The organism is Kitasatospora sp. NPDC101157 (genome assembly GCF_044768255.1).
In the GTDB taxonomy this organism is placed as follows: domain Bacteria; phylum Actinomycetota; class Actinomycetes; order Streptomycetales; family Streptomycetaceae; genus Kitasatospora.
The window spans coordinates 195660-214124 of sequence record NZ_JBIWPL010000007.1 but is presented as its reverse complement, the minus strand read 5'-3'; the positions used below and the strand labels follow the sequence as shown (position 1 = coordinate 214124).

At 73.3% G+C, this 18465-nt stretch carries 21 protein-coding genes; 10 read left to right on the top strand and 11 right to left on the bottom strand.

Going from position 1 to position 18465, the window contains the following annotated elements; genetic code table 11:
• Positions 1–4 precede the first annotated feature (4 nt).
• The gene (locus tag ACIRVF_RS17985) at positions 5–799 is read right to left on the bottom strand and encodes a glycerophosphodiester phosphodiesterase (RefSeq protein WP_402818091.1); all 795 of its coding nucleotides are present in this window, start codon (positions 797–799) and stop codon (positions 5–7) included.
• A gap of 259 nt (positions 800–1058) precedes the next feature.
• Between ACIRVF_RS17985 and ACIRVF_RS17980 the strand changes: the two genes are divergently transcribed.
• Entirely contained in the window at positions 1059–1664 is a 606-nt protein-coding gene (locus ACIRVF_RS17980; RefSeq protein WP_402818088.1) for an SGNH/GDSL hydrolase family protein, read from the top strand.
• Here the strand turns inward: ACIRVF_RS17980 and ACIRVF_RS17975 are convergent.
• Together ACIRVF_RS17975 and ACIRVF_RS17970 are read right to left on the bottom strand one after the other, a co-directional pair.
• Entirely contained in the window at positions 1651–1938 is a 288-nt protein-coding gene (locus ACIRVF_RS17975) for a hypothetical protein (RefSeq protein ID WP_402818085.1), read from the bottom strand. The two genes, ACIRVF_RS17980 and ACIRVF_RS17975, sit on opposite strands and share 14 nt — an antisense overlap.
• 13 nt (positions 1939–1951) lie before the next feature.
• The gene (locus tag ACIRVF_RS17970; RefSeq protein ID WP_402818082.1) at positions 1952–2503 is read right to left on the bottom strand and encodes a DUF3291 domain-containing protein; all 552 of its coding nucleotides are present in this window, start codon (positions 2501–2503) and stop codon (positions 1952–1954) included.
• 342 nt (positions 2504–2845) lie between these two features.
• On the opposite strand from ACIRVF_RS17970, the gene ACIRVF_RS17965 reads away from it, so the two are divergent.
• The 5 genes from ACIRVF_RS17965 (at position 2846) to ACIRVF_RS17945 (ending at position 7042) form a co-directional block, all read left to right on the top strand.
• Complete coding sequence (locus ACIRVF_RS17965; protein WP_402818079.1) at positions 2846–4390, top strand: ATP-dependent DNA ligase; 1545 nt, start codon at positions 2846–2848, stop codon at positions 4388–4390.
• A 218-nt stretch (positions 4391–4608) separates the two neighbouring features.
• Positions 4609–4827, top strand: coding sequence for a ferredoxin (locus ACIRVF_RS17960; protein WP_402818076.1), 219 nt, complete (start codon positions 4609–4611; stop codon positions 4825–4827).
• Between the two features lie 156 nt (positions 4828–4983).
• Positions 4984–6201: a cytochrome P450 gene (locus ACIRVF_RS17955; protein ID WP_402818073.1), complete on the top strand. Its 1218-nt coding sequence runs from the start codon at positions 4984–4986 to the stop codon at positions 6199–6201.
• 237 nt (positions 6202–6438) lie between these two features.
• The gene (locus ACIRVF_RS17950; RefSeq protein ID WP_402818070.1) at positions 6439–6603 is read left to right on the top strand and encodes a hypothetical protein; all 165 of its coding nucleotides are present in this window, start codon (positions 6439–6441) and stop codon (positions 6601–6603) included.
• Positions 6604–6706: 103 nt separating this feature from the next.
• Positions 6707–7042, top strand: coding sequence for a hypothetical protein (locus ACIRVF_RS17945; protein ID WP_402818067.1), 336 nt, complete (start codon positions 6707–6709; stop codon positions 7040–7042).
• 106 nt (positions 7043–7148) lie between these two features.
• Here the strand turns inward: ACIRVF_RS17945 and ACIRVF_RS17940 are convergent, their stop codons facing one another.
• The 3 genes from ACIRVF_RS17940 to ACIRVF_RS17930 form a co-directional block, all read right to left on the bottom strand.
• The gene (locus ACIRVF_RS17940) at positions 7149–7433 is read right to left on the bottom strand and encodes a DUF427 domain-containing protein (RefSeq protein ID WP_402818064.1); all 285 of its coding nucleotides are present in this window, start codon (positions 7431–7433) and stop codon (positions 7149–7151) included.
• 104 nt (positions 7434–7537) lie between these two features.
• Positions 7538–7774, bottom strand: a complete 237-nt coding sequence (locus ACIRVF_RS17935; protein ID WP_402818061.1) for a DUF6296 family protein — start codon at positions 7772–7774, stop codon at positions 7538–7540.
• Positions 7775–7818: 44 nt separating this feature from the next.
• A complete protein-coding gene (locus tag ACIRVF_RS17930; RefSeq protein ID WP_402818058.1) occupies positions 7819–8055 on the bottom strand; it encodes a DUF2277 domain-containing protein in 237 nt (78 codons plus the stop codon).
• A 190-nt stretch (positions 8056–8245) separates the two neighbouring features.
• Between ACIRVF_RS17930 and ACIRVF_RS17925 the strand changes: the two genes are divergently transcribed.
• Positions 8246–9475, top strand: coding sequence for an MFS transporter (locus ACIRVF_RS17925; protein ID WP_402818055.1), 1230 nt, complete (start codon positions 8246–8248; stop codon positions 9473–9475).
• 54 nt (positions 9476–9529) lie between these two features.
• Here the strand turns inward: ACIRVF_RS17925 and ACIRVF_RS17920 are convergent, their stop codons facing one another.
• Positions 9530–10789, bottom strand: coding sequence for an alpha/beta hydrolase (locus tag ACIRVF_RS17920; protein ID WP_402818052.1), 1260 nt, complete (start codon positions 10787–10789; stop codon positions 9530–9532).
• Positions 10790–10894: 105 nt separating this feature from the next.
• On the opposite strand from ACIRVF_RS17920, the gene ACIRVF_RS17915 reads away from it, so the two are divergent.
• On the top strand, positions 10895–11353 hold the full coding sequence (locus ACIRVF_RS17915) for a MarR family winged helix-turn-helix transcriptional regulator (RefSeq protein WP_402818049.1): 459 nt from the start codon (positions 10895–10897) through the stop codon (positions 11351–11353).
• An 18-nt stretch (positions 11354–11371) separates the two neighbouring features.
• On the opposite strand, the gene ACIRVF_RS17910 is transcribed toward ACIRVF_RS17915, so the two are convergent.
• From ACIRVF_RS17910 to ACIRVF_RS17900, 3 genes are all read right to left on the bottom strand, one after another.
• Positions 11372–11890 (bottom strand): gamma carbonic anhydrase family protein, encoded by a 519-nt coding sequence (locus ACIRVF_RS17910; RefSeq protein ID WP_402818047.1) that lies wholly within the window; start codon positions 11888–11890, stop codon positions 11372–11374.
• A 93-nt stretch (positions 11891–11983) separates the two neighbouring features.
• A complete protein-coding gene (locus tag ACIRVF_RS17905) occupies positions 11984–13327 on the bottom strand; it encodes a serine hydrolase domain-containing protein (RefSeq protein WP_402818044.1) in 1344 nt (447 codons plus the stop codon).
• Positions 13328–13501: 174 nt separating this feature from the next.
• Complete coding sequence (locus tag ACIRVF_RS17900; protein ID WP_402818041.1) at positions 13502–14068, bottom strand: DJ-1/PfpI family protein; 567 nt, start codon at positions 14066–14068, stop codon at positions 13502–13504.
• Positions 14069–14512: 444 nt separating this feature from the next.
• Here ACIRVF_RS17900 and ACIRVF_RS17895 point away from each other — a divergent pair, with 444 nt between their 5' ends.
• Complete coding sequence (locus ACIRVF_RS17895) at positions 14513–15061, top strand: RBBP9/YdeN family alpha/beta hydrolase (RefSeq protein ID WP_402818039.1); 549 nt, start codon at positions 14513–14515, stop codon at positions 15059–15061.
• 4 nt (positions 15062–15065) lie between these two features.
• On the top strand, positions 15066–15689 hold the full coding sequence (locus tag ACIRVF_RS17890; RefSeq protein ID WP_402818037.1) for a hypothetical protein: 624 nt from the start codon (positions 15066–15068) through the stop codon (positions 15687–15689).
• A gap of 305 nt (positions 15690–15994) precedes the next feature.
• Here ACIRVF_RS17890 and ACIRVF_RS17885 read toward each other — a convergent pair whose 3' ends face one another.
• Positions 15995–18295: a transglycosylase domain-containing protein gene (locus ACIRVF_RS17885; RefSeq protein ID WP_402818034.1), complete on the bottom strand. Its 2301-nt coding sequence runs from the start codon at positions 18293–18295 to the stop codon at positions 15995–15997.
• Between the last annotated feature and the right edge of the window lie 170 nt (positions 18296–18465).

Sequence of the window (18465 nt, the reverse complement as noted above, 5' to 3'; positions counted from 1 at the left end):
GCTCCTATTTCACCGTGCTGGAGCCGGTGCTGCCGTCCGTCCAGCAGCCGCGCTCGCCGAGGACGTCCCGCAGGACGTCGATGCGATCCGCCATGATGCCATCCACACCCAGGTCGAGGAGAGCCCCGATCCGTGTGGGATCGTCCACAGTCCACACGTGGACCTGCAGTCCGAGCCGGTGGGCGGCCCGGACGAAGGCGCGGTCGACCACCCGCACCCCCTTGTGCCGCTCCGGCACCTGCGCGCACACCCCGGCGAACGGCGCCGCGCGTCCGGGCAGCAGCGGACCGGCCAGCGAGCGCAGCCGCAGCCGGGCCACCTCGCGCGGGCCCAGCGAGGTCGCCAGCCGGGGACCGGCGGCGGCGCGGACGGCGGCGAGGCGGCTGTCGGAGAAGCCGCCGACGCAGACCCGGTCCCAGGCGGCGGTCCGGCGGATCGCCTCGACCAGCGGCCCGACGGCCGGCGCCGCCTTCACGTCCACGTTGAAACGGGCCCCGGGGAACGCGCCGAGCAGGTCCTCCAGCAGCGGCACCGGCTCGGTGCCTCCGATCCGGGCCCGGCGGACCTCCTCCCACGGCAGCTCGGCCACCGCTCCGCGGCGGTCGGTCACCCGGTCCAGCCGGGAGTCGTGGAAGGCCACCAGCACACCGTCCGCGGTGGCGTGCACATCCGTCTCCAGGTACCGGTACCCCAGCGCCACGGCGGCCTCGAACGCGGCCAGCGAGTTCTCCGGGTGCCCGAGCTCACCGCCCCGGTGCGCGAAGGCCAGCGGCCCCGGGTGGTCGAGGAAAGGGTGCATGTGGTGCTCCGAGCTGCAGGGCGAGTACGCGGGCGCGGCCGGCTCCGACGGCGCCCCGGACCACGCGCGTTACAGTATTACGCACCATGTCAAGCAGTAACGCTGGGTGGACGGTACGGCGTTCGCAGAACGGCGGGCTCCTCACCTGGGACGGAATGCCCGTACCCTGGTGAACGCTTGCCGGTCGAGCGAGCTCCAGGATCGACTGCCCGAGCGTCGCAGCAGGAAGCTGCGAGGACATCCGAGGGGGAAACGTCCCGTGGTCGAGCTCTCCGACGATCCGATGACCTGGGTGATGGCCGGGGACAGCATCACCCAGGCCGTCGAACACACCCACGGCGCGCGCGGCTGGGTCGAGCACGTGCGGGAACGGATCTGCTGGCAGCTGGACCGGCTGACGGACATCGTGATCAACACCGGCGTGTCCGCCTGGCGGGCCACCGACGTGCTCGGGGCGTACGACTTCGTCATCGGCCGGTTCGCGCCGGACGTGCTGTCGCTGTCGCTCGGTACCAACGACGCGCACGCCGGGGCGGACGGGGTCGCGGAGTTCCGCGACGCCATGCGCGAGATCATCCGCCGGAGCTCCGGTGCGCAGATCGTGCTGCACACGCCCGTCGTGGTCAGCCACGCCGGGAACATGCCCCACCTCGAACTGCCCCTGTACTGCCGGGCCGTCCGCGAACTCGCAGCAGAGACCGGCGCACTGCTCGTCGACCACGAGGCGCACTGGCTCGCCACCTTCCCCGACGGCGAGGCGATCGCGTGGCTCGACGACCCCGCCCACCCCAACGCCGTCGGCCACCTCCAGCTGGCCAACCACACCCTGCGCACCCTGGGCCTGGGCGAGCTCACCCGGCTCTGACCGGGCAGGGGCAGCGCAGGTCGTAGAGGTACGACCTGCCGGCCTTCCAACTGCGCCACGGGCCCAGCGGCGGGAACACCCCGTCCGATCTCCCGTGCAGCGGCCAGCCGTTGGGGATCCCGTCGGCACCGACGGTGCACCAGCCCCGCTCGGGCAGCCACCGGCACCGGACGTCGAGGTCCACCCGTCTGAACGACGGCCTGCCGTTGAACTCGCCGTCCCGGCGGTAGCGGTGAACCAGGCCGTCCACCCGGCGAACGAACTCGATCGACACGGCGACTCCCCCGTCAGTGGTCCCGGCTCTTCCCAACGCCCTTGACCCTGACCGGAGTTCCGTCCGGGGTGAACGAGTCGCGGAAGGTGAAGGCGTGCGGCGCGGAGCCGTGGCCGTGGAGGCGCTCCAGCCTGGACACCGCGTCCCGCCAGGTGGGTATCACTCCTTCGGAGACCCACCAGGCCACGTAGTTCGGGTGCTCCGTCCTCTCGACCCAGTCATGTCGCCTGGCCAGCGACTGACGGTGCAGGCCGGAGTAAACGGCATCGAAGGCGGAGCTCAGGTCGGCCCAGAGCGAGAGGGTAGCGGCCAGGGCGGTGGTCTCCCTGGTACGACCCTTGCCGTACCAGGCCGGTACGACGAATTCTCCCCAGGCGCCCCAGTCCGCCTCGAAGAGCACGCCCCGTTCGGCGTCCGCCGCTTCGGCGTGCGCGAGGTACCCGGGGTGCCGGCTGATCTCCTGATAGACGGTCGCGCCGACGTCGTAGAACTCGTTCGTGAGAGGTGCGGGGTCGACGAGAGGAGACTTCAGGGTGCCGAACGTGTACAGCGCGAGATGGGGCATGCGTCTCTCCCTGGTCGGGGGGTGCCTGGTGGGTGCGGAGCCGGTTCGGTGACTCACGTGCGGGGCCGAGGGTTCGCCGGGCATGACCGACTTCCCTGTCACGGGTGGCTCAGCCTCAAGGAACTCCTGTGCGACCGTGGGCGATCGCCGAGGACCAGGTGGAAGGTAGCCGCTTCTCCGGGCCGTGTCGAAGTTGCGTTTTCCCTGTCCGGATGGCCTCTTGCAGCGGTCGTCGCGGGTCCGGGGCAGTACGTGGGGTTCCGGAGGGTCGCTCCCCCGCGGGTGCTGTCCGGGTGCACGGCCGGGCCCGGGCGCCGATGCTGGGGGTGGAGGTGTGGGCGGATGGGATTGTGGCGGTTGGCGGTGGTGTCGCGGGAGGTGGCGGCGGAGCCCGGGCGGCGGGCGAAGGTGGCGTTGTTGGCGGGGTGCCTGCGGGAGTTGGGGGCGGAGGAGGGGGCGGCGGCGGTGGTGCTGCTGTCGGGCGAGGCGCAGCGGCTGCGGACGGGTGTGGGGTGGGCGGGCCTGCGGGACCTGCCGGGGCCGGCGGCGGAGGCCTCCTTGGGGGTCCGGGAGGTGGAACGGGAGCTGGAACGGCTCGCGGGGGTGAGCGGGCCGGGGTCGCAGGCGGAGCGGCGGCGGTTGCTGGTGGGGCTGTTCGGGCGGGCGACGGAGGTGGAGCAGGGGTTCCTGCGGGCGGTGCTGGTCGGTGATCTGCGGCAGGGGGCCCTGGACGCGCTGGTCGGGGAGGCGGTCGCGCAGGCGGCCGGGGTGCCGGTGGCGGCGGTGCGGCGGGCGCTGATGTTCCGGGGGTCGGCGCGCGCGGTCGCGGAGGCGGCGTTGCGGGGCGGCACAGCGGCGCTGGCCGGGTTCGGCCTGGAGGTGGGCCGGGCGGTGCGGCCGATGCTGGCGGCTTCGGCGCCGGACGTGGCGTCGGCGCTGGAGCGCACCGGTCCGGCGGGGGTGGAGTGGAAGCTGGACGGGATCCGGGTGCAGGTGCACCGGGACGGTGGCGAGGTCGCGGTGTTCACCCGCAGCCTGGACGACATCACCGCGCGGGTGCCCGAGGTGGTGGAGGCCGCGCTCGCGTTGCCGGTGCGGACGGCGGTGCTGGACGGCGAGGCGATCGCGCTCGGTCGGGACGGGCGGCCGCGCCCGTTCCAGGAGACCGCGGCACGCTCCGCCTCCCGGCAGGACCCGGGCCGACTGAGGGCCGAAGTGCCGCTCAGCGTCTACTTCTTCGATTTGTTGCACCGGGACGGCGAGGACCTGGTGGACCGTTCCGGCCGGGAGCGCTGGGCGGCGCTGGACGAGGCGGTGCCGGAGGCGCTGCGGGTGGCCCGGACGGAGACCGGGGACCGGGCGCAGGCCCTCGCGTTCTTCCGGGAGGCGCTGGCGCTCGGCCACGAGGGCGTGCTGGTGAAGGACCCGGCGGCCGGGTACGCGGCAGGGCGGCGCGGGGCGGGCTGGATCAAGGTGAAGCCCCGGCACACCCTGGACCTGGTGGTGCTGGCCGCCGAGTGGGGCAGCGGCCGCCGCCAGGGATTCCTGAGCAATCTGCACCTGGGGGCCCGGGCTGCCGCGGCCGAGCCGGGCCTCGGCCCGTGGGTGATGCTCGGCAAGACCTTCAAGGGCCTGACGGACGCGACCCTCACCTGGCAGACCGCCGAGTTGCTCGCCCGGGAGACCGGGCGGGACGCCCGGACGGTGTGGGTCCGGCCGGAACTGGTCGTCGAGATCGCCTTCGACGGCCTCCAGCGCAGCCCCCGCTACCCCGCCGGGCTGGCGCTGCGGTTCGCCCGGGTAGTGCGCTACCGGCCGGACAAGAGCGCCGCCGAGGCGGACACCGTCGCCACCGTACGGGACCTGGCGGCCGCCGAGGGACTGTGAACCCCGACTCGTGACGCAGCGCCGTTCGCCGCCCCGCTGGTGGGTCGAAAGCTCAAACCTGCTCACCCGCGAGCCGGTTGGCACGAGTGTCGAATCGGCCAATCTCGGTGATCCGGCCACCGCGCACTCCGTGGACGGACGAGCGGCGGTTAGGTTGGCCATGACAACGAGAGGCGGCCGCCGGGCAGCCGGCGGCGCACTGGCGAGAGGTGCCCGACATGCAGGTGAGCGTCGACCGGGACCGTTGTTGCAGCTCCGGGATGTGCGTCATGAACGCCCCCGAGGTCTTCGACCAGGACGAGCGGGACAGCCTGGTGAGACTCCGTCGGACGACGCTGCGGCCGGACCAGTTCGAGGCCGTCGGACTGGCTGCCGAGCTCTGCCCGGGCGGCGCGATCACCGTCACCGCGGACGGGACGGACCGGACCGGCACCTGACCGGCGGGGGCGGCCCCACCACCCACGAGAACACCACGGCCCGTGAGAACACCATGGCCCACGACGACCCCACGGCCCACGACGACACCACGGCCCACGACGACCCCACGAGGACACCGCGACCCCGGCACACCGCGACGCGAGGAGACCCCCACCGTGACCACCACACCCGCCGCCCAGGCCGTCCCCCTGCCGGCCCCGCACTCCAGCGGCTGCCCGTTCGCCCCGCCGCCCGCGTACACCGAGGCCGCCGCCACCGGCCCGATGACCCGCGCCGACCTGCCCGACGGCAGCTCCTGCTGGCTGGCGACCGGCTACGCCGAGGTCCGCACCGTCCTGTCCGACCGCCGGTTCAGCGCGGACGTGCGCCACCCGGCGTTCCCCCTGCTGGTCCCCGGCAGCCGCGAGACGCTGGTCAGCGACAACCCGAGCTTCCTGCGGCTCGACGACCCCGAGCACGCCCGGCAGCGCCGCATGGTCACCGGTGACTTCCTGGTCAAGCGGGTGGCCGCGCTGCGCCCGGACATCCAGCGGATCGTGGACGAGGCACTGGACCGGATGACCGAGGGCCGCACCGAGGCCGACCTGGTCGCCGAGTTCGCGCTGCCGGTGCCCTCGCTGGTGATCTGCCTGCTGCTCGGTGTGCCCTACGAGGACCGGGACCGCTTCCAGGGCCTGAGCCGCACCCTGCTCAGCCGGGGAAGCACCACGGAGCAGCTCAAGGCGGCCCAGGACGAGGTCCTGGAGTACCTGCGCACCCTGGCGGCCCGCAAGCGCGAGCAGCCGGAGGACGACATCCTCAGCCGGCTCGCCGTACGGGACGACCTGACCCTGCACGAGGTCGCCAGCACCGGGGTGCTGCTGCTGATCGCGGGGCACGAGACGACCGCGAACATGATCTCGCTGTCGACCGCCCTGCTGCTGGAGCACCCCGAGCAGGTCGCCAGGCTCGCCGACCCGGCCGCGCTGCCCGGCGCGGTCGAGGAGCTGCTGCGCCTGCTGACCATCGTGCACACCGGACTGCCCCGGGTGGCACTGGAGGACGTGGAGCTCGGCGGCGTCACCGTCCGGGCCGGGGAGGGCGTGATAGCGATGGTCTCCACCGCCAACCGGGACGAGAAGGTGTTCGGCGGCGCCGACCGGCGGCCCACGGACGAGCTGGACCTGGAGCGCGACGCCCGCCGGCACATGGCGTTCGGCTTCGGCGTGCACCAGTGCCTGGGCCAGCCACTCGCTCGTGCCGAACTCCAGATCGCCCTGGAGACCCTGTTCCGGCGGCTGCCCGGGCTGCGGCCGGCCGTCACCGGGGGTGAACGGGAGTTCCGTACCGACTCGTTCATCTACGGGATGCGGTCACTGCCCGTGACCTGGTGAGCCCGACCGTCCGCGGCGCGGGAACGTCGGGACGCCGGCCTCGATGGGTTTCGGCGGCGTCGGCGGGTGCCGATGGCATCGGCGGTTGGCGGTGGCGTCGGTGGCTGGAGCGCGCGGGTCACCCGACTGGCCCCTGCGCCCGGCCGGAGGCAGGCTGGAGGGGCGACAGACCGACCCGGCCCAGCCACGCCTCCGGCCCGGGCGTCGCCGGGACCGGCCGAGGAGACGGAGCCCGCGATGACCGACATGAGCGAACGCTCCAAAGTGAGCACGAACCGCGAGGAGGACGTCCGCGCCGCAGACCCCGAGGAGGGCATCACCTCGATGCAGAACCTGCACGCACAGGACACCTCCCAGGCGGAGGGCGACTCCATGCTGGACGAATCCGGCCCGAACAGCTGACCGTCCGCCACACCCACTCGACCGCCCGGTGGAAGCGGGCGGTCCCTGCGACCGCAGGTGTCGCTGCCCGGGCGGCGGCTCACCGGCGGGGGAGGATAGGCGCATGACCGAACACGATCAAACCGGGCGACAGGCCCGGCCGCCCGCGGACCCGCGCAGCTCGTGGGCGACCTGGACCACCCAGTCGATCATCAGCGGCCCCGGCGGGGTCACCACCGCCGAGGTCGGGCCGATCTCCGGCGACCTCACCGTGCACACCACGTGGGTGGACGGCGAGGCCCGGCTGACCGTCCAGTACACCGGCGCGCTCGACTGGTACACGGTCTCCGGCAGTCCGGTGGCCGCGCCGGACGAGACCACCGCGCGGGCCGTCCACCAGGCGATGGTGAACGGCGTCAAGGAAGGGCGCGGCGCGGTCGCCCCGCCCGCGGCCGCCTGACCCGACTCGCGACGGCCGGCCGACTGACCCGAACGCCGGCCCCCGACGCCCGTCCCCCGACCGCCGGGGGCGGGCAGGGGCCGGTGCGGGAGCGGTGCCGTGCGCGCTACTCGGTGATCTCCACCCCGCGCCAGAAGGCCACCCGGCCCCGGACGTGCTCGCCGTCGGGCTTCGGATCGGCGTAGTACCAGGCGGCGTCCGGGTTGCTCCGCCCGGCCACCTCCAGCGTGTAGTAGTTCGCGGTGCCCTTCCAGCCGCACACCGTGGTCGTGTCCGAGGGCCGCAGGAACTCGGCCCGGACGGAGTCGAGCGGGAAGTAGTGGTTGCCCTCGACGACGACGGTGTCCTCGCTCTCGGCGACGACGGTCCCCTGCCAGATCGCTGCGGTCATGGGGCGATTGTGCCCCACGCACCGCCTCGCGGGCGGGAGTTCGGGAACGGCCCTCCGGCGGACGGCCCTCCGGCGGACGGGCCGGCCTTCAGGGCGGACGGCCGCTACGGCAGCGGATGGGCGTGCACCGGCACGTGCGGGCTCTGGTGACCGCCGCTGGCGAGCATCCGGACCTCCCCCGCGTCGCTGATCTCGGCCCGGACGATCCCGCTGTCGTCCTCGTACACGGGGTGCCCGCCCGGCCCCTTGGCATCGGTCCGGGTGACCACGACCACGTCCTGCGGGGCCTGGGTGCCGGGCGTACCGGGGAAGGTGAGGGCGTAACGGTTGGCGGGGTTCATCACCGGCTCCTGCTCGCTGTGGGCGGCCCGTACGCGCCGGGCGCTCAGACGGTGGCCTCCGCGGCCCGGGCGTGCGAGCCGCGGACCTCCAGCTCGTCCAGCAGTCGGGCGGTGGCCTCGGCTACCGCGTCCACGGCCCGGTCGAAGGCCTCGCGGTTGTGCGCGGCCGGGGCGCGGAAGCCGGACACCTTGCGGACGTACTGCAGCGCGGCGGCGCGGAAATCCTCCTCGTCGGCGTCGGGCGTCACGGGCGGTCGCAGCGTCTTGATGTTGCGGCACATGACCCCAGTCTCCCGCGGCACGGCCGCATCGGCGACCCCCTACGGTCCCCCGGGCCCGTTTCGGTCGCCCGATGCCCGTTCGTCACACGGGCCTCACGGGGGCGTCATCCCGCCGGATTAGGATGCCCGGTGAACGAATCACCCGCCCGCGTGCCGTCCCTGGCGCGGGCATCACCCCGGAGCCGTCCCCTTGCCTCTCGCGCTGTTCGCGCTGGCCGTCACCGCTTTCGCCATCGGCACCACCGAGTTCGCCGCCATGGGGCTGCTCCCCCAGGTCGCCGACAGTCTGCACGTCTCCATCCCGCAGGCGGGGTGGCTGATCTCCGCCTACGCGCTGGGGGTGGTGGTCGGCGCGCCGCTGCTCACCGCGCTGGCCGCGGGCAAGCCCCGCAAGGCGGTGCTCGTGGCGCTCGCCGGGCTGTTCGCGACCGGCAACCTGCTGTGCGCCCTGGCGCCCGACTTCTGGACCCTGGCCGCCGCCCGCCTGATCACCGGACTGCCGCACGGCGCCTTCTTCGGGGCCGGGGCGGTGGCCGCCGCCGAGCTGGTGGCGCCGGACCGGCGCGCCCGGGCGGTCGCGGTGATGTTCTCCGGGCTGACCGTCGCCAACATCGTCGGCGTCCCGGCCGCCACCCTGCTCGGCCAGCACCTGGGCTGGCGGACGACCATGCTGGTGGTGGTGCTGATCGCCGCCGCCGGAACGCTCGCCATCGCCCGGCTGGTGCCCGCCCTCCCCTCCCCCGCCCAGTCCGGGCTGCGGCACGAGCTGTGGGCCTTCCGCAGCGGGCAGCTCTGGCTGGCGCTGGCCACCGTGGTGCTCGGCTGCGGCGGACTGTTCGCCTGCTACAGCTACATCGCGCCGCTGCTCACCGAGGTCTCCGGGTACGCGACCGGCTCGGTGACCCTGGTGCTGGCGCTGTTCGGGGTGGGGATGACGATCGGCAACGTACTCGGCGGGTTCGCCGCCGACCGGGCGCTGCGCCCGACCGTCTGCGCGGCCTTCGTCCTGCTCTCGGCCGCCCTGGCGCTGTTCGCGGTGACCGCGCACGCCCGCTGGTCGGCGGCCGTCACGGTGGTGCTGATCGGACTGTTCGGCTTCGCCATCGTCCCGGCGGTGCAGACCCTGGTCATGCAGAAGGCGCGCAGCGCGCCCACCCTGGCCTCGGCCACGGTGCAGGGCGCCTTCAACCTGGCCAACGCCCAGGGGGCGTACTTCGGGGGGCTGGCGCTGGACGCCGGGTTCGGCTGGACCTCACCCACCCTGGTGGGCTCGGGCCTGGCCGCCGCCGGCGCCGCCGTGGCCGTGCTGGCCTGGGCCGCCGACCGGCGCCCGCCGGGCCCCGCACCGGTCGAACCGGCGAGGGAACCGACGGGGGCAACAGGGGAACCGGCGGACACTGCCCTGATCCCGGCGCCGTAGGCTCTACCGACCCCGGCGGGGGTCGTTGGGCGCCGCCGGGGCCGTAGGGCGCTACTACTGACCCCGGCGGAGGTCGGTGAGCGCCGCCGGGGCGGCGCCGAGCCACCAGGCCGGGTCGGCCGTGCCGTCGGTGGTGCGCCCGTCGCGGTGGACATGGTGGCGCACGTCGCGGCCGGGGTCGGCGAACTCGCCGCCCAGGGCTCGCTCCAGCCACTCCGCGCCGAAGCGGAAGGCCTCGGCCGCCACCCCGCCCAGCGGGTGGAACTCGCCCTCGTAGACCCGCAGCTCCTTGGGAGCCCGGATGCGCTCGAAGCTTTCCATGGCCTGGCCGAGGTCGGTCAGCTCGTCGAACTCGCCGATGCCGTAGAGCACCGGGCAGGTGATGTCGGCGACCAGGTCGCCGAGCGGCATCCGGTGGGCCAGGTCCCGGTCGAAGGCCTCCTCGTCGGTGTATCCGGCCATGTACATGTAGTTGTTCTTGAACGTCGGCTGGGCCCGCTCGAAGATCGTCGAGAAGTCCCCGGTGACGGCCTCGAAGGCGGCGAGCGCGGCCAGCCGGCGGTCGGTTGCGGCGGCTCGGGAGCCCCAGTAACCGCTCATCGAGATGCCGAACATGCCGATCCGCTCCGCGTCGACCTCCGGGAGCGAGGCCAGGTGGTCGAGGTAGCGGCCGATCGCCCGCTCGTAGTTGCCGAGGTCCACGGTCAGTCCGCCGGCCCGGCTCTCACCCTGGCCCGGGCCCTCGATGGACAGCGCGACCATGCCGCGCGAGGTGTAGTAGCGCTCGGCGGCCCAGATGTAGTCCTCCTTGATCATGTCCATCCCCGGACCGAGGATGACGGCGGGCGCGTTCTCGACCCGGCCGGCCGGCAGGTGCAGCAGGGCGTAGATCCGCGAGCCCTCGAAATCCAGCACCACGCGCCGCACCCGGCCGTCGCGCAGGGCGCCCAGACGCTCCACGCAGTGGTTGGCCCGGGCACGCATGGCCGCCTTGCGCGGATCGGCGGCGTCAAAGATCGAGTACTGCGCCCGGCCCCACATCACCGCCGCCCGCAGGTAGAGGTCGGCGGCGGTCCGGACGAAGCCCCCGCGCTCGTGGTGCGCGGCGCGCTCCTCGGCCTGGCCGGCCACGGTGGCCCACGCCTTGGGCAACATTGCACCACTCCTGACCAGCGCGAACACCTTCGCGAAGTCGGTGTGGTCGTGGCCGAGCTGCTCCATGGTCCCGACGGCCTCGGGATGCAGGGCGTCGAAGCCGCCCTGGACGAGGGCGATGTCCAGGGCCCAGCTCTGGCCGGTGGAACGGACGGTCATGGCGGTCTCCTTCCGGAGATGTAGATAAGTACTTAGTAATTAAGTACTTATTCATTAAGTACTGAAGCTAAGCTGCTGTCAACCCGCCGAGGAGGACACCCGACCATGACCGAGTCGCCGCCCACCCCCGGACGCGCCCAGGCGCTCGACCGCCTGGCCCGCGCCGCCTACCGCCTCAGCGCCGCCGACGCCCGGCTGCGCGGCCGCGCCACCCGCACCCCGGGGGCCCTCTCCCTCACCCACGCCCGGGCCCTGCGCACCCTGGCCGACCAGGGGCCGCTCACCATCACCCAGCTCGCCGCCGGCACCGAGACCACCGGCGCCGCCACCACCCAGCTGGTGAACGGCCTGGTCAACGCCGGTTACGTCACCCGCACCCGCCCTCCCGAGGACAAGCGCTCCGTCCTGGTCGCCCTCACCGACGCGGGCCGCGACCGCCACCGGCAGCGTCAGCAGGCCCTGGCCGAGGCCCTGCACAGCGACCTCGACGACTACGACGAGGAGGCCCTCGACCGGGCCGCCGAGGTGCTGCACCGGCTGTCCGCCGTCTACGACCGGCTGTAGCGGCCGCGGGGACACGTCTCAGATCTGCCGGTGGGCCTCGGCGAGCAGGAGGTAGCCCTCGCCGTTGGCCTTGATGCCGGTCCTCTCCTCCTCGGTCAGCGGGCGGCGGACCTTCGCCGGGACGCCGGCGACCAGGGAGCCGGGCGGGACGTCCGTGCCCTGGGTGACCACGGCCCCGGCGGCCACCAGGGAGCCGGTGCCGATCCGGGCGCCGTTGAGGACGGTGGCGCTCATCCCCACCAGGACGTCGTCCTCGACGGTGCAGCCGTGCAGCACCGCGTTGTGGCCGACCGAGACGCGCGCTCCGACCACCAGGGGGAAACCGGGGTCGGCGTGCAGAGTGCAGTTGTCCTGGATGTTGCTGCCCGCGCCGACGGTGATCGACTCGGCGTCGCCGCGCAGCACCGCGCCGTACCAGATGCTCGCACCGGCGGCGACGGTGACGTCCCCCACGACCACGGCGTTGGGCGCGAGGAAGGCGCCCGGGTCGACGGCGGGCACCTTGCCCCCGACGGCGGCGATCAGCGGTTCTGCCATGACTCGTCCTCCTGGTGTGACGGTCGACGGTCTGTCGACGGTCCGGTCGGCGATCTGGTCGGCGATCTGTCGCCGGTCAGCGTAGGGGGCCGGTCAGGGCGCGGTGCGGGCGAGGTCGGGTGCGGGGCCGGGCACGGTGGAGGGGCCGAGCGCGGAGGCCTGGGGACCGCACAGGGCCGTGACGGCCAGCTTGTTCCAGGCGGCATTGGCGGCCGTGCCGTCCCCGACGTCGTAGACGGTGACGGAGGCGGCGAACTGGCGCTTGCCGTCCGCCGAGCCGAGCACCAGGGTGGTGTAGCCGGGGATGCCGCCGGCGTGGCCCCAGAGGGTGCCGCACGGGGTGTCCACGCGCTGGAGGCCGAGGCCGTAGTTCCGGCCGCCGCCGGTCGCGCTGGTCGCGCTGGTCCGCTCCATCTCGGCGAGTTCGGCCGGGGGCAGCAGGTGGCCGCCGAGCAGGGCGCCGACGAAGGCGGTGAGGTCGGCGGTGGTGGAGATGCCGGCGCCGGCCGAGCCGGCCATCGAGGGGTCGAGCAGGGTGACGTCCGCCGGGCCGGCGGCCGTCTTGAGGTAGCCGTGGGCGTGCGGGCCCGGGATGAAGGGCGAGTCGCCGGGCATCGAGGTGCCGGTGAGGTGGAGCGGGCGGATGATCCGGTGGGTGACCTCCTCCTGCCAGCTGTGACCGGTGAGCTTCTCGATGATCAGCCCGATCAGCACGAAGTTGGTGTTGGAGTAGGCCCAGTCCTGGCCCGGAGGGAAGGCCGGCGGGTACCTGTTCGCGATGTCGACCAGGTCCTGGAGGGAGTACGGCCGGAAGCGGCGGTCGGTCAGCCAGTCCTGGTCGTAGGGATCGAAGGCCGGGTCCTGGGTGTAGTTGGCGACGCCACTGGTGTGGTCGAGCAGCTGCCGGACGGTGATCGCGGTGCTGTTGGGGACGACGCCGGGCAGCAGGCACTCCAGCCGGTCGTCGAGCTCAAGCCGCCGCTCGCCGACGAGTTGGAGCAGGGTGGTGGCGACGAAGGTCTTGGTGACGCTGCCGATCCGGAAGCGGCCGTCGGGGTCGGCGGGCCGGCCGCCCAGGGCGGCGACACCGGTGGCGTTGCGCCAGACCAGTCGGCCGTTCTCGCGGAGGGCGCCGAGGGCAGAGGTGGCGTAGCCGGGGTCGGTGAGGCCGGCCAGGGCGGCGTCCGCGGCGGCCCGATCGGCCCGGCTCCCGGCGGAGTCCGTCCGGCCCTCGGCGGAGTCCGTCCGGTCGGCGCGGTCGGCGGCGAGGAGGTGGAGGGCGCCGTGGCAGCCGGAGGCCAGGGAGCGGTCGGCGGGTTGGGCGATCGCCGCGGGGGCGAGGGTGGCGAGCAGCCCGGCGCCCGCGACGACCGTGACGGCGGCGCGCAGCACCGGCCGACGGAGCCTGCGGCGGAGGGCGGTCGGATCGGCGGTCATGCCGTTCTCCCTGGTTCGATGCCACCGGAGTCCCGACAACTCCGGCTGGTTCCATGGCTGTTGACACCATGGCAGGGCGTTCGGCGGCGGTCATCGGCCTGGAGGAGGGCCCGCGACCCTGACCGCGACCCGGAGCCGTACCCCGAGTTCTCTCGGGGTACGGGCGGAGCGGGGTCAGCTCAGCGGGGCCTTGGTGCGCAGCACCTCGATGAAGGCCCGCAGCCACGCCGGGTGGTCGGGCCAGGCGCGGGCCGAGACGACCACGCCGTCCACCACCGCCTCGCCCTCCACGAACTCGGCGCCCGCCGCCTTGATGTCCGGGGCGAGCGCGGGGTAGGCGGAGGTGCGGCGGCCGTCGAGCAACCCGGCGGCGGCGGTGATCAGCGGGCCGTGGCAGATCTGGGCGACCGGCTTGTCCCCGTCGAAGAAGTGCCGGGCGATCCGCTGCACCTCCGGGTCGTTGCGCAGGTACTCGGGGGCGCGGCCGCCGGGGATGACCAGGGCGACGTAGTCGGCCGGGTCGACGTCGGCCAGGGCGATGTCGGCGGGCCAGGTGTAGCCGGGCTTCTCCGTGTACGTGTCGTAGCCGTCCACGAAGTCGTGCACCACGAACTGCAGACGCTTCTTGGTCGGGGCCGCGATGTCGACCTGGTAGCCCTCCTCGCGCAGCCGCTGGTACGGGTAGAACACCTCCAGCGACTCGGCGGCGTCCCCGGTGACGAGCAGGATCTTCGATGTCATCGCCGACATCCCTCCACGTGATCGAGCGTCAGGCCTGGTTCCAGCCCTGGGCGGTAGGCGCCGCCGCTCGGGCTCGGTCCAACCTCCCGTACCGGCCACGCCGTTGGCAACGGGGCACACCGGGTGTGCGGCGGCGCATCACCCGGCTCGTGCGCCGCCTGCGAGCCGCGCGCGCCGGGGGCGGGGGCGGTGGCGGGTGCGGGGGCGGTGGCGGGTGCGGTGGCGGGTGCGGCGAACGGCTCGGCGAACGGCTCGGTGACGGAACCGCCGAGCGGGTGCGGCGCCCGGCTGCGGCGCCTCGGCGGCCGCGGCCTAGACTCTCGTGCTGCCCGTTCACCGACCACCCACCGACCACCCCTCTGCCCACCGACCACCCCTCTGCCCACCGTCCGCCCACCGGACGTCCATCGCCCGCAGCCCGACCGACCGACTCCCGGAGGAGCCATGCCCGACCGCATCACCTACCTCGTCCTCCCCGGCTACCAGAACTCCGGCCCCGCGCACTGGCAGACCCGCTGGCAAGTTGCCGAGCCGGAGGCCTTCCGCCGGGTCGAGCAGGCGGACTGGGACCACCCGGACCAGGACGACTGGGTGGCCCGGGTGGACGCGGCGGTGGCGGCGGCCGCCGCCGAGGGACCGGTGGTGCTGGTCGCGCACAGCCTGGGCTGCGTCACCGTGGCCCGCTGGGTCGCGGAGGCGCCGGCCGGGCGGACCGCCGCCGTGCGGGGCGCGCTGCTGGTCGCCCCGGCGGACATCGACACCGCCGAGGTGCCGGAGCTGCTGGGCTTCCGGCCGGTGGCGCTGGAGCGGTTCCCGTTCCCGGCGGTGGTGGTCTCCTCCACCGACGACCCGTGGGTGGCTCCGGCACGGGCCCGCGAGTTCGCGGCGGCCTGGGGCGCCCGCCACGTCGAGGCGGGCGCGTACGGGCACATCAACTCGGAGTCGGGGCTGGGCGACTGGCCGGAGGGCCGGAAGCTTCTCGCGGAGCTGTGACCACATGACCGGGGGGACGATGAACGAGCGCCGGACCAGCCGGACACCGCGAGCCAGGCGCGCCCTCATCCGGGCACTGCTGGCCTGCGGGGCGGTGGCCGTACTGCTGTACACCGAGGGACAGTGGGAGAGCCGCTCGGGCGGCCTGATGCTGGTCGCCGACCTGCTGAACCGGCCGGAGCTGCTGCTCGGCGGCGCACTGGCCGCGCTGATCGCCGCCGCCTGGCTGAGCGACCGCCGCACCGCCGTACGGGCCGCCACCCGGGCGGTCACGGTCACCGCCGGGGTGGTGTTCCTGCTCGGCGTGCTGACCGCGCACAAGGTGTCGGCGGCCGAGACCCGCAGCCGGGAGGTCGCCCCGGCCGGCGCGGAGCAGACCCTGGTGGTGGTGCACCGCTCGTACGGCTCCGGACCGCAGGCGGGCGAGCACTGGCAGGTGCTGCTGGAGAGCGGCGAAGGCTGGTCGGCCCGGCGCTGGCTGCTGGCGGACATCGGCGGCGCACCGGCCGACGCCCGGCTGGTGGGGGCGAGTTGGACCGGTCGCACGCAGATCACCGTGGTCACCGACTCCTACCGGCGGGTGTTCAACCTCGACCAGGACAGCGGCGAGCCGGTCGAGGCGCGGTAGGACGCCGGTTCGGGACGGTGGCGCCGTCCCGGGCGCGGGACACCGTGGGCACGCCCGGAGTGCGGGCAGGCGCCAGTGCGCGGTTGGCACTCATACGCGACCGTCAGCCCCGGGGACGGCTACCGCTTCTCCGGCTCCGTCGACGTCCTGGCCATCGCCGGTCTCGAACAGCAGTAGGCAGGGCTGCTCAACTCCTGGGCGGCTCCCGGCAATGGAAGTGCCGGGAGCCGCCCTCAACGTACCGCAACCGGCCGCCCGCACGAGCGCGGGTGCTCGGGCGGGGCCGTGAGGAAGGTGACGGGGCGTCACTGGTCCTCGGGGTCCGGTGGGGTGGTCGGGGTGTAGCGGGTGGTCGGGCCGCCGGTGGTGGGGTTGGTGCCGCGCGGCCTGCCGGTGGTGCCCGGGCTGGGCGTGCCGGTGCAGGTGGCCGAGCCGGGCGGGGTGCCGGGGGTGGCGCAGCCGGGGTCGTGCCTGACCGGGTCCGGGATGTAGACGGTGGTGAACTCCTTGTCCGGAACGGTGCGGACGGCGTCGCTCATCGCCTTCTGCCAGATCGGTCCCGGGCCGGTCGCCCCGAACACCTCGGCCTGGTACTGGCCGCCGATCCTGATGTTGCGCATGGGCACCTTGGTGCCCGGGCTGCCCAGCCAGACCGAGCCGGACAGGTTGCCGGTGTAGCCGGTGAACCAGGCGGACTTCTTCTCGTCCGTGGTTCCGGTCTTGCCGGCGATCTGGCGGTCGTCGTCCAGCCGCAGGTCGCGCGCGGTGCCGCCCTTCTCGGTCACGCCGAGCAGCACGCTGTTGACCACGTCGGCGGTGTCGGTGGACATCACCTGGTTGCAGCGGGCCGGCGGCACCGGGACGTCCTTGCCGTCCACCGTGGTGATCCGGTTGATCGCCAGCGGCGCGCAGTAGTCGCCCCGGGCGGCGAAGGTCGCGTAGACGTTCGCCATGGTCAGCGGGCTCACCTCCTGGGTGCCGAGGCCGAGGGCCGGCACCTCCTGGAGCGGGTCGCCGCTCGCCTTGGCCGTCACGCCCAGCTTGTTGGCCATCTGCTTGACGGCGCAGAGCCCGATCTCCTGCTCCATCTGCACGAAGTAGGTGTTCACGGAGAGCGCCATCGCCTGCTTGAGGGCGTACGGGCCCTTCTCGCTCGGGCTCTCGTTGGGGATGACCCCGTCCTTCTTGCCCTTGCTGAGGTTCTTCCAGGTGCCGTCGCAGGTCTTCATCGTCGGCCAGTCCATCCGGTTCGGCGAGTCGTACTGCTGGGTGGGCGGCAGTCCGGCCTCCAGGGCGGCGGCGGCCACGATCGGCTTGAAGTTGGAGCCGGGCTGGAAGCCGATGCCGCCGCCCATCGCCGCGTCCACGTTGAGGTTGACGACGGTCTGGTTCTTCTCCTTCGCCAGGCCGTAGGGGCGGGTCTGGGCCATCGCCAGGATCTTGCCGGTGCCGGGCTCGACCATCGTCATCGCCGCCGAGACCGGGTCGGTGACGTACACCTTGGTGGAGACGGCGTTCTGGGCGGCGGCCTGCTTCTCCGGGTCGAGGGTGGTGTAGATGTTCAGGCCGCCGGTGTCCCAGAGCTTCTTGCGCTCGGCGGCGCTCTTGCCGAAGGCCGGATCCTGCTTGACGACGTGCCGGACGTAGTCGCAGAAGAAGCCCATGCCGGCCTGGGCGGTGATGCAACCGTTCTGCGGGTCCCGGTAGTTGAGGCCGAGCGGGGTGGCCTTGGCCTCCTTGGCCTGCTCGGCGGTGATGTGCTTGTTCTCGACCATCTTGTCGAGCACGGTGTCCCGGCGCTTCTGGGCGGCCACCGGGTGCAGCTTGGGGTCGTACTGGGACGGGTTCTGCACCAGTCCGGCGAGCATCGCCGCCTCGGGGAGGGTGAGGTCCTTGGCGTCCTTGCTGAAGTAGCGCTGGGAGGCGGCCTGGATGCCGTACGCCTGGTGGCCGTAGAAGGTGATGTTCAGGTAGTTGGTGAGGATCTGTTCCTTGGAGAGGTCCTCCTCCAGCTTGATGGCGTACCGGAGTTCCTGGATCTTGCGGCCCAGGGTCTTGCGCTGGGCCTCGTGCACCGCCACCGGATCGTCCCCGGCCATCTCGACGTTGACGTTCTTCACGTACTGCTGGGTGAGGGTGGAGGCGCCCTGCACGGCGGCGCCGCTCTCGGCGTTCTTGGTGATCGCCCGCAGGACGCCCTTGAGGTCCACCGCGCCGTGTTCGTAGAAGCGCGCGTCCTCGATGTCCACCTGGGCCTTGCGGATCAGCGGCGACATCTGCTCGGCGGTCAGCACGGTGCGGTCGCGCTCGTAGACCTTGGCGATCAGGCCGCCCTCGGCATCGTAGATCTGGGTGGCCTGGGTGAGCGGCGGGGTCTTGAAGTCGTCGGGGATGCTCTCGAAGCCCTCGGCGCCGTTCTTGGCCCCGAGTCCGACCGCGCCCGCCCCCGGGAGGATCAGGCCCGCCAGCAGGACGCCGCCCAGCACGCTGGAGCCGAGGAAGGTGGCCGCATGGCGCAGGATTCCGAGCGGGGTCTGTCGGCGCCGGGGGCGCGGTACCCAGGTGTCGCCCGGGTCCGGGGCAGGTATGCGGCTCTTCGGTGACATAGTCCGAACATTAAGGCCGCGAATCCCCACGGTGGGCGGCGTGTTGGCGAACTATTGTCACAAAATCGCGACAGGTTCGACTCATGTGCGGGGGTCGAATGGGGGTCCACGAAGGGACAAGGACCGTTCGCCCACGGTCCGTTGCCTCCCCCCGTGTCAGTCGCTTCCCG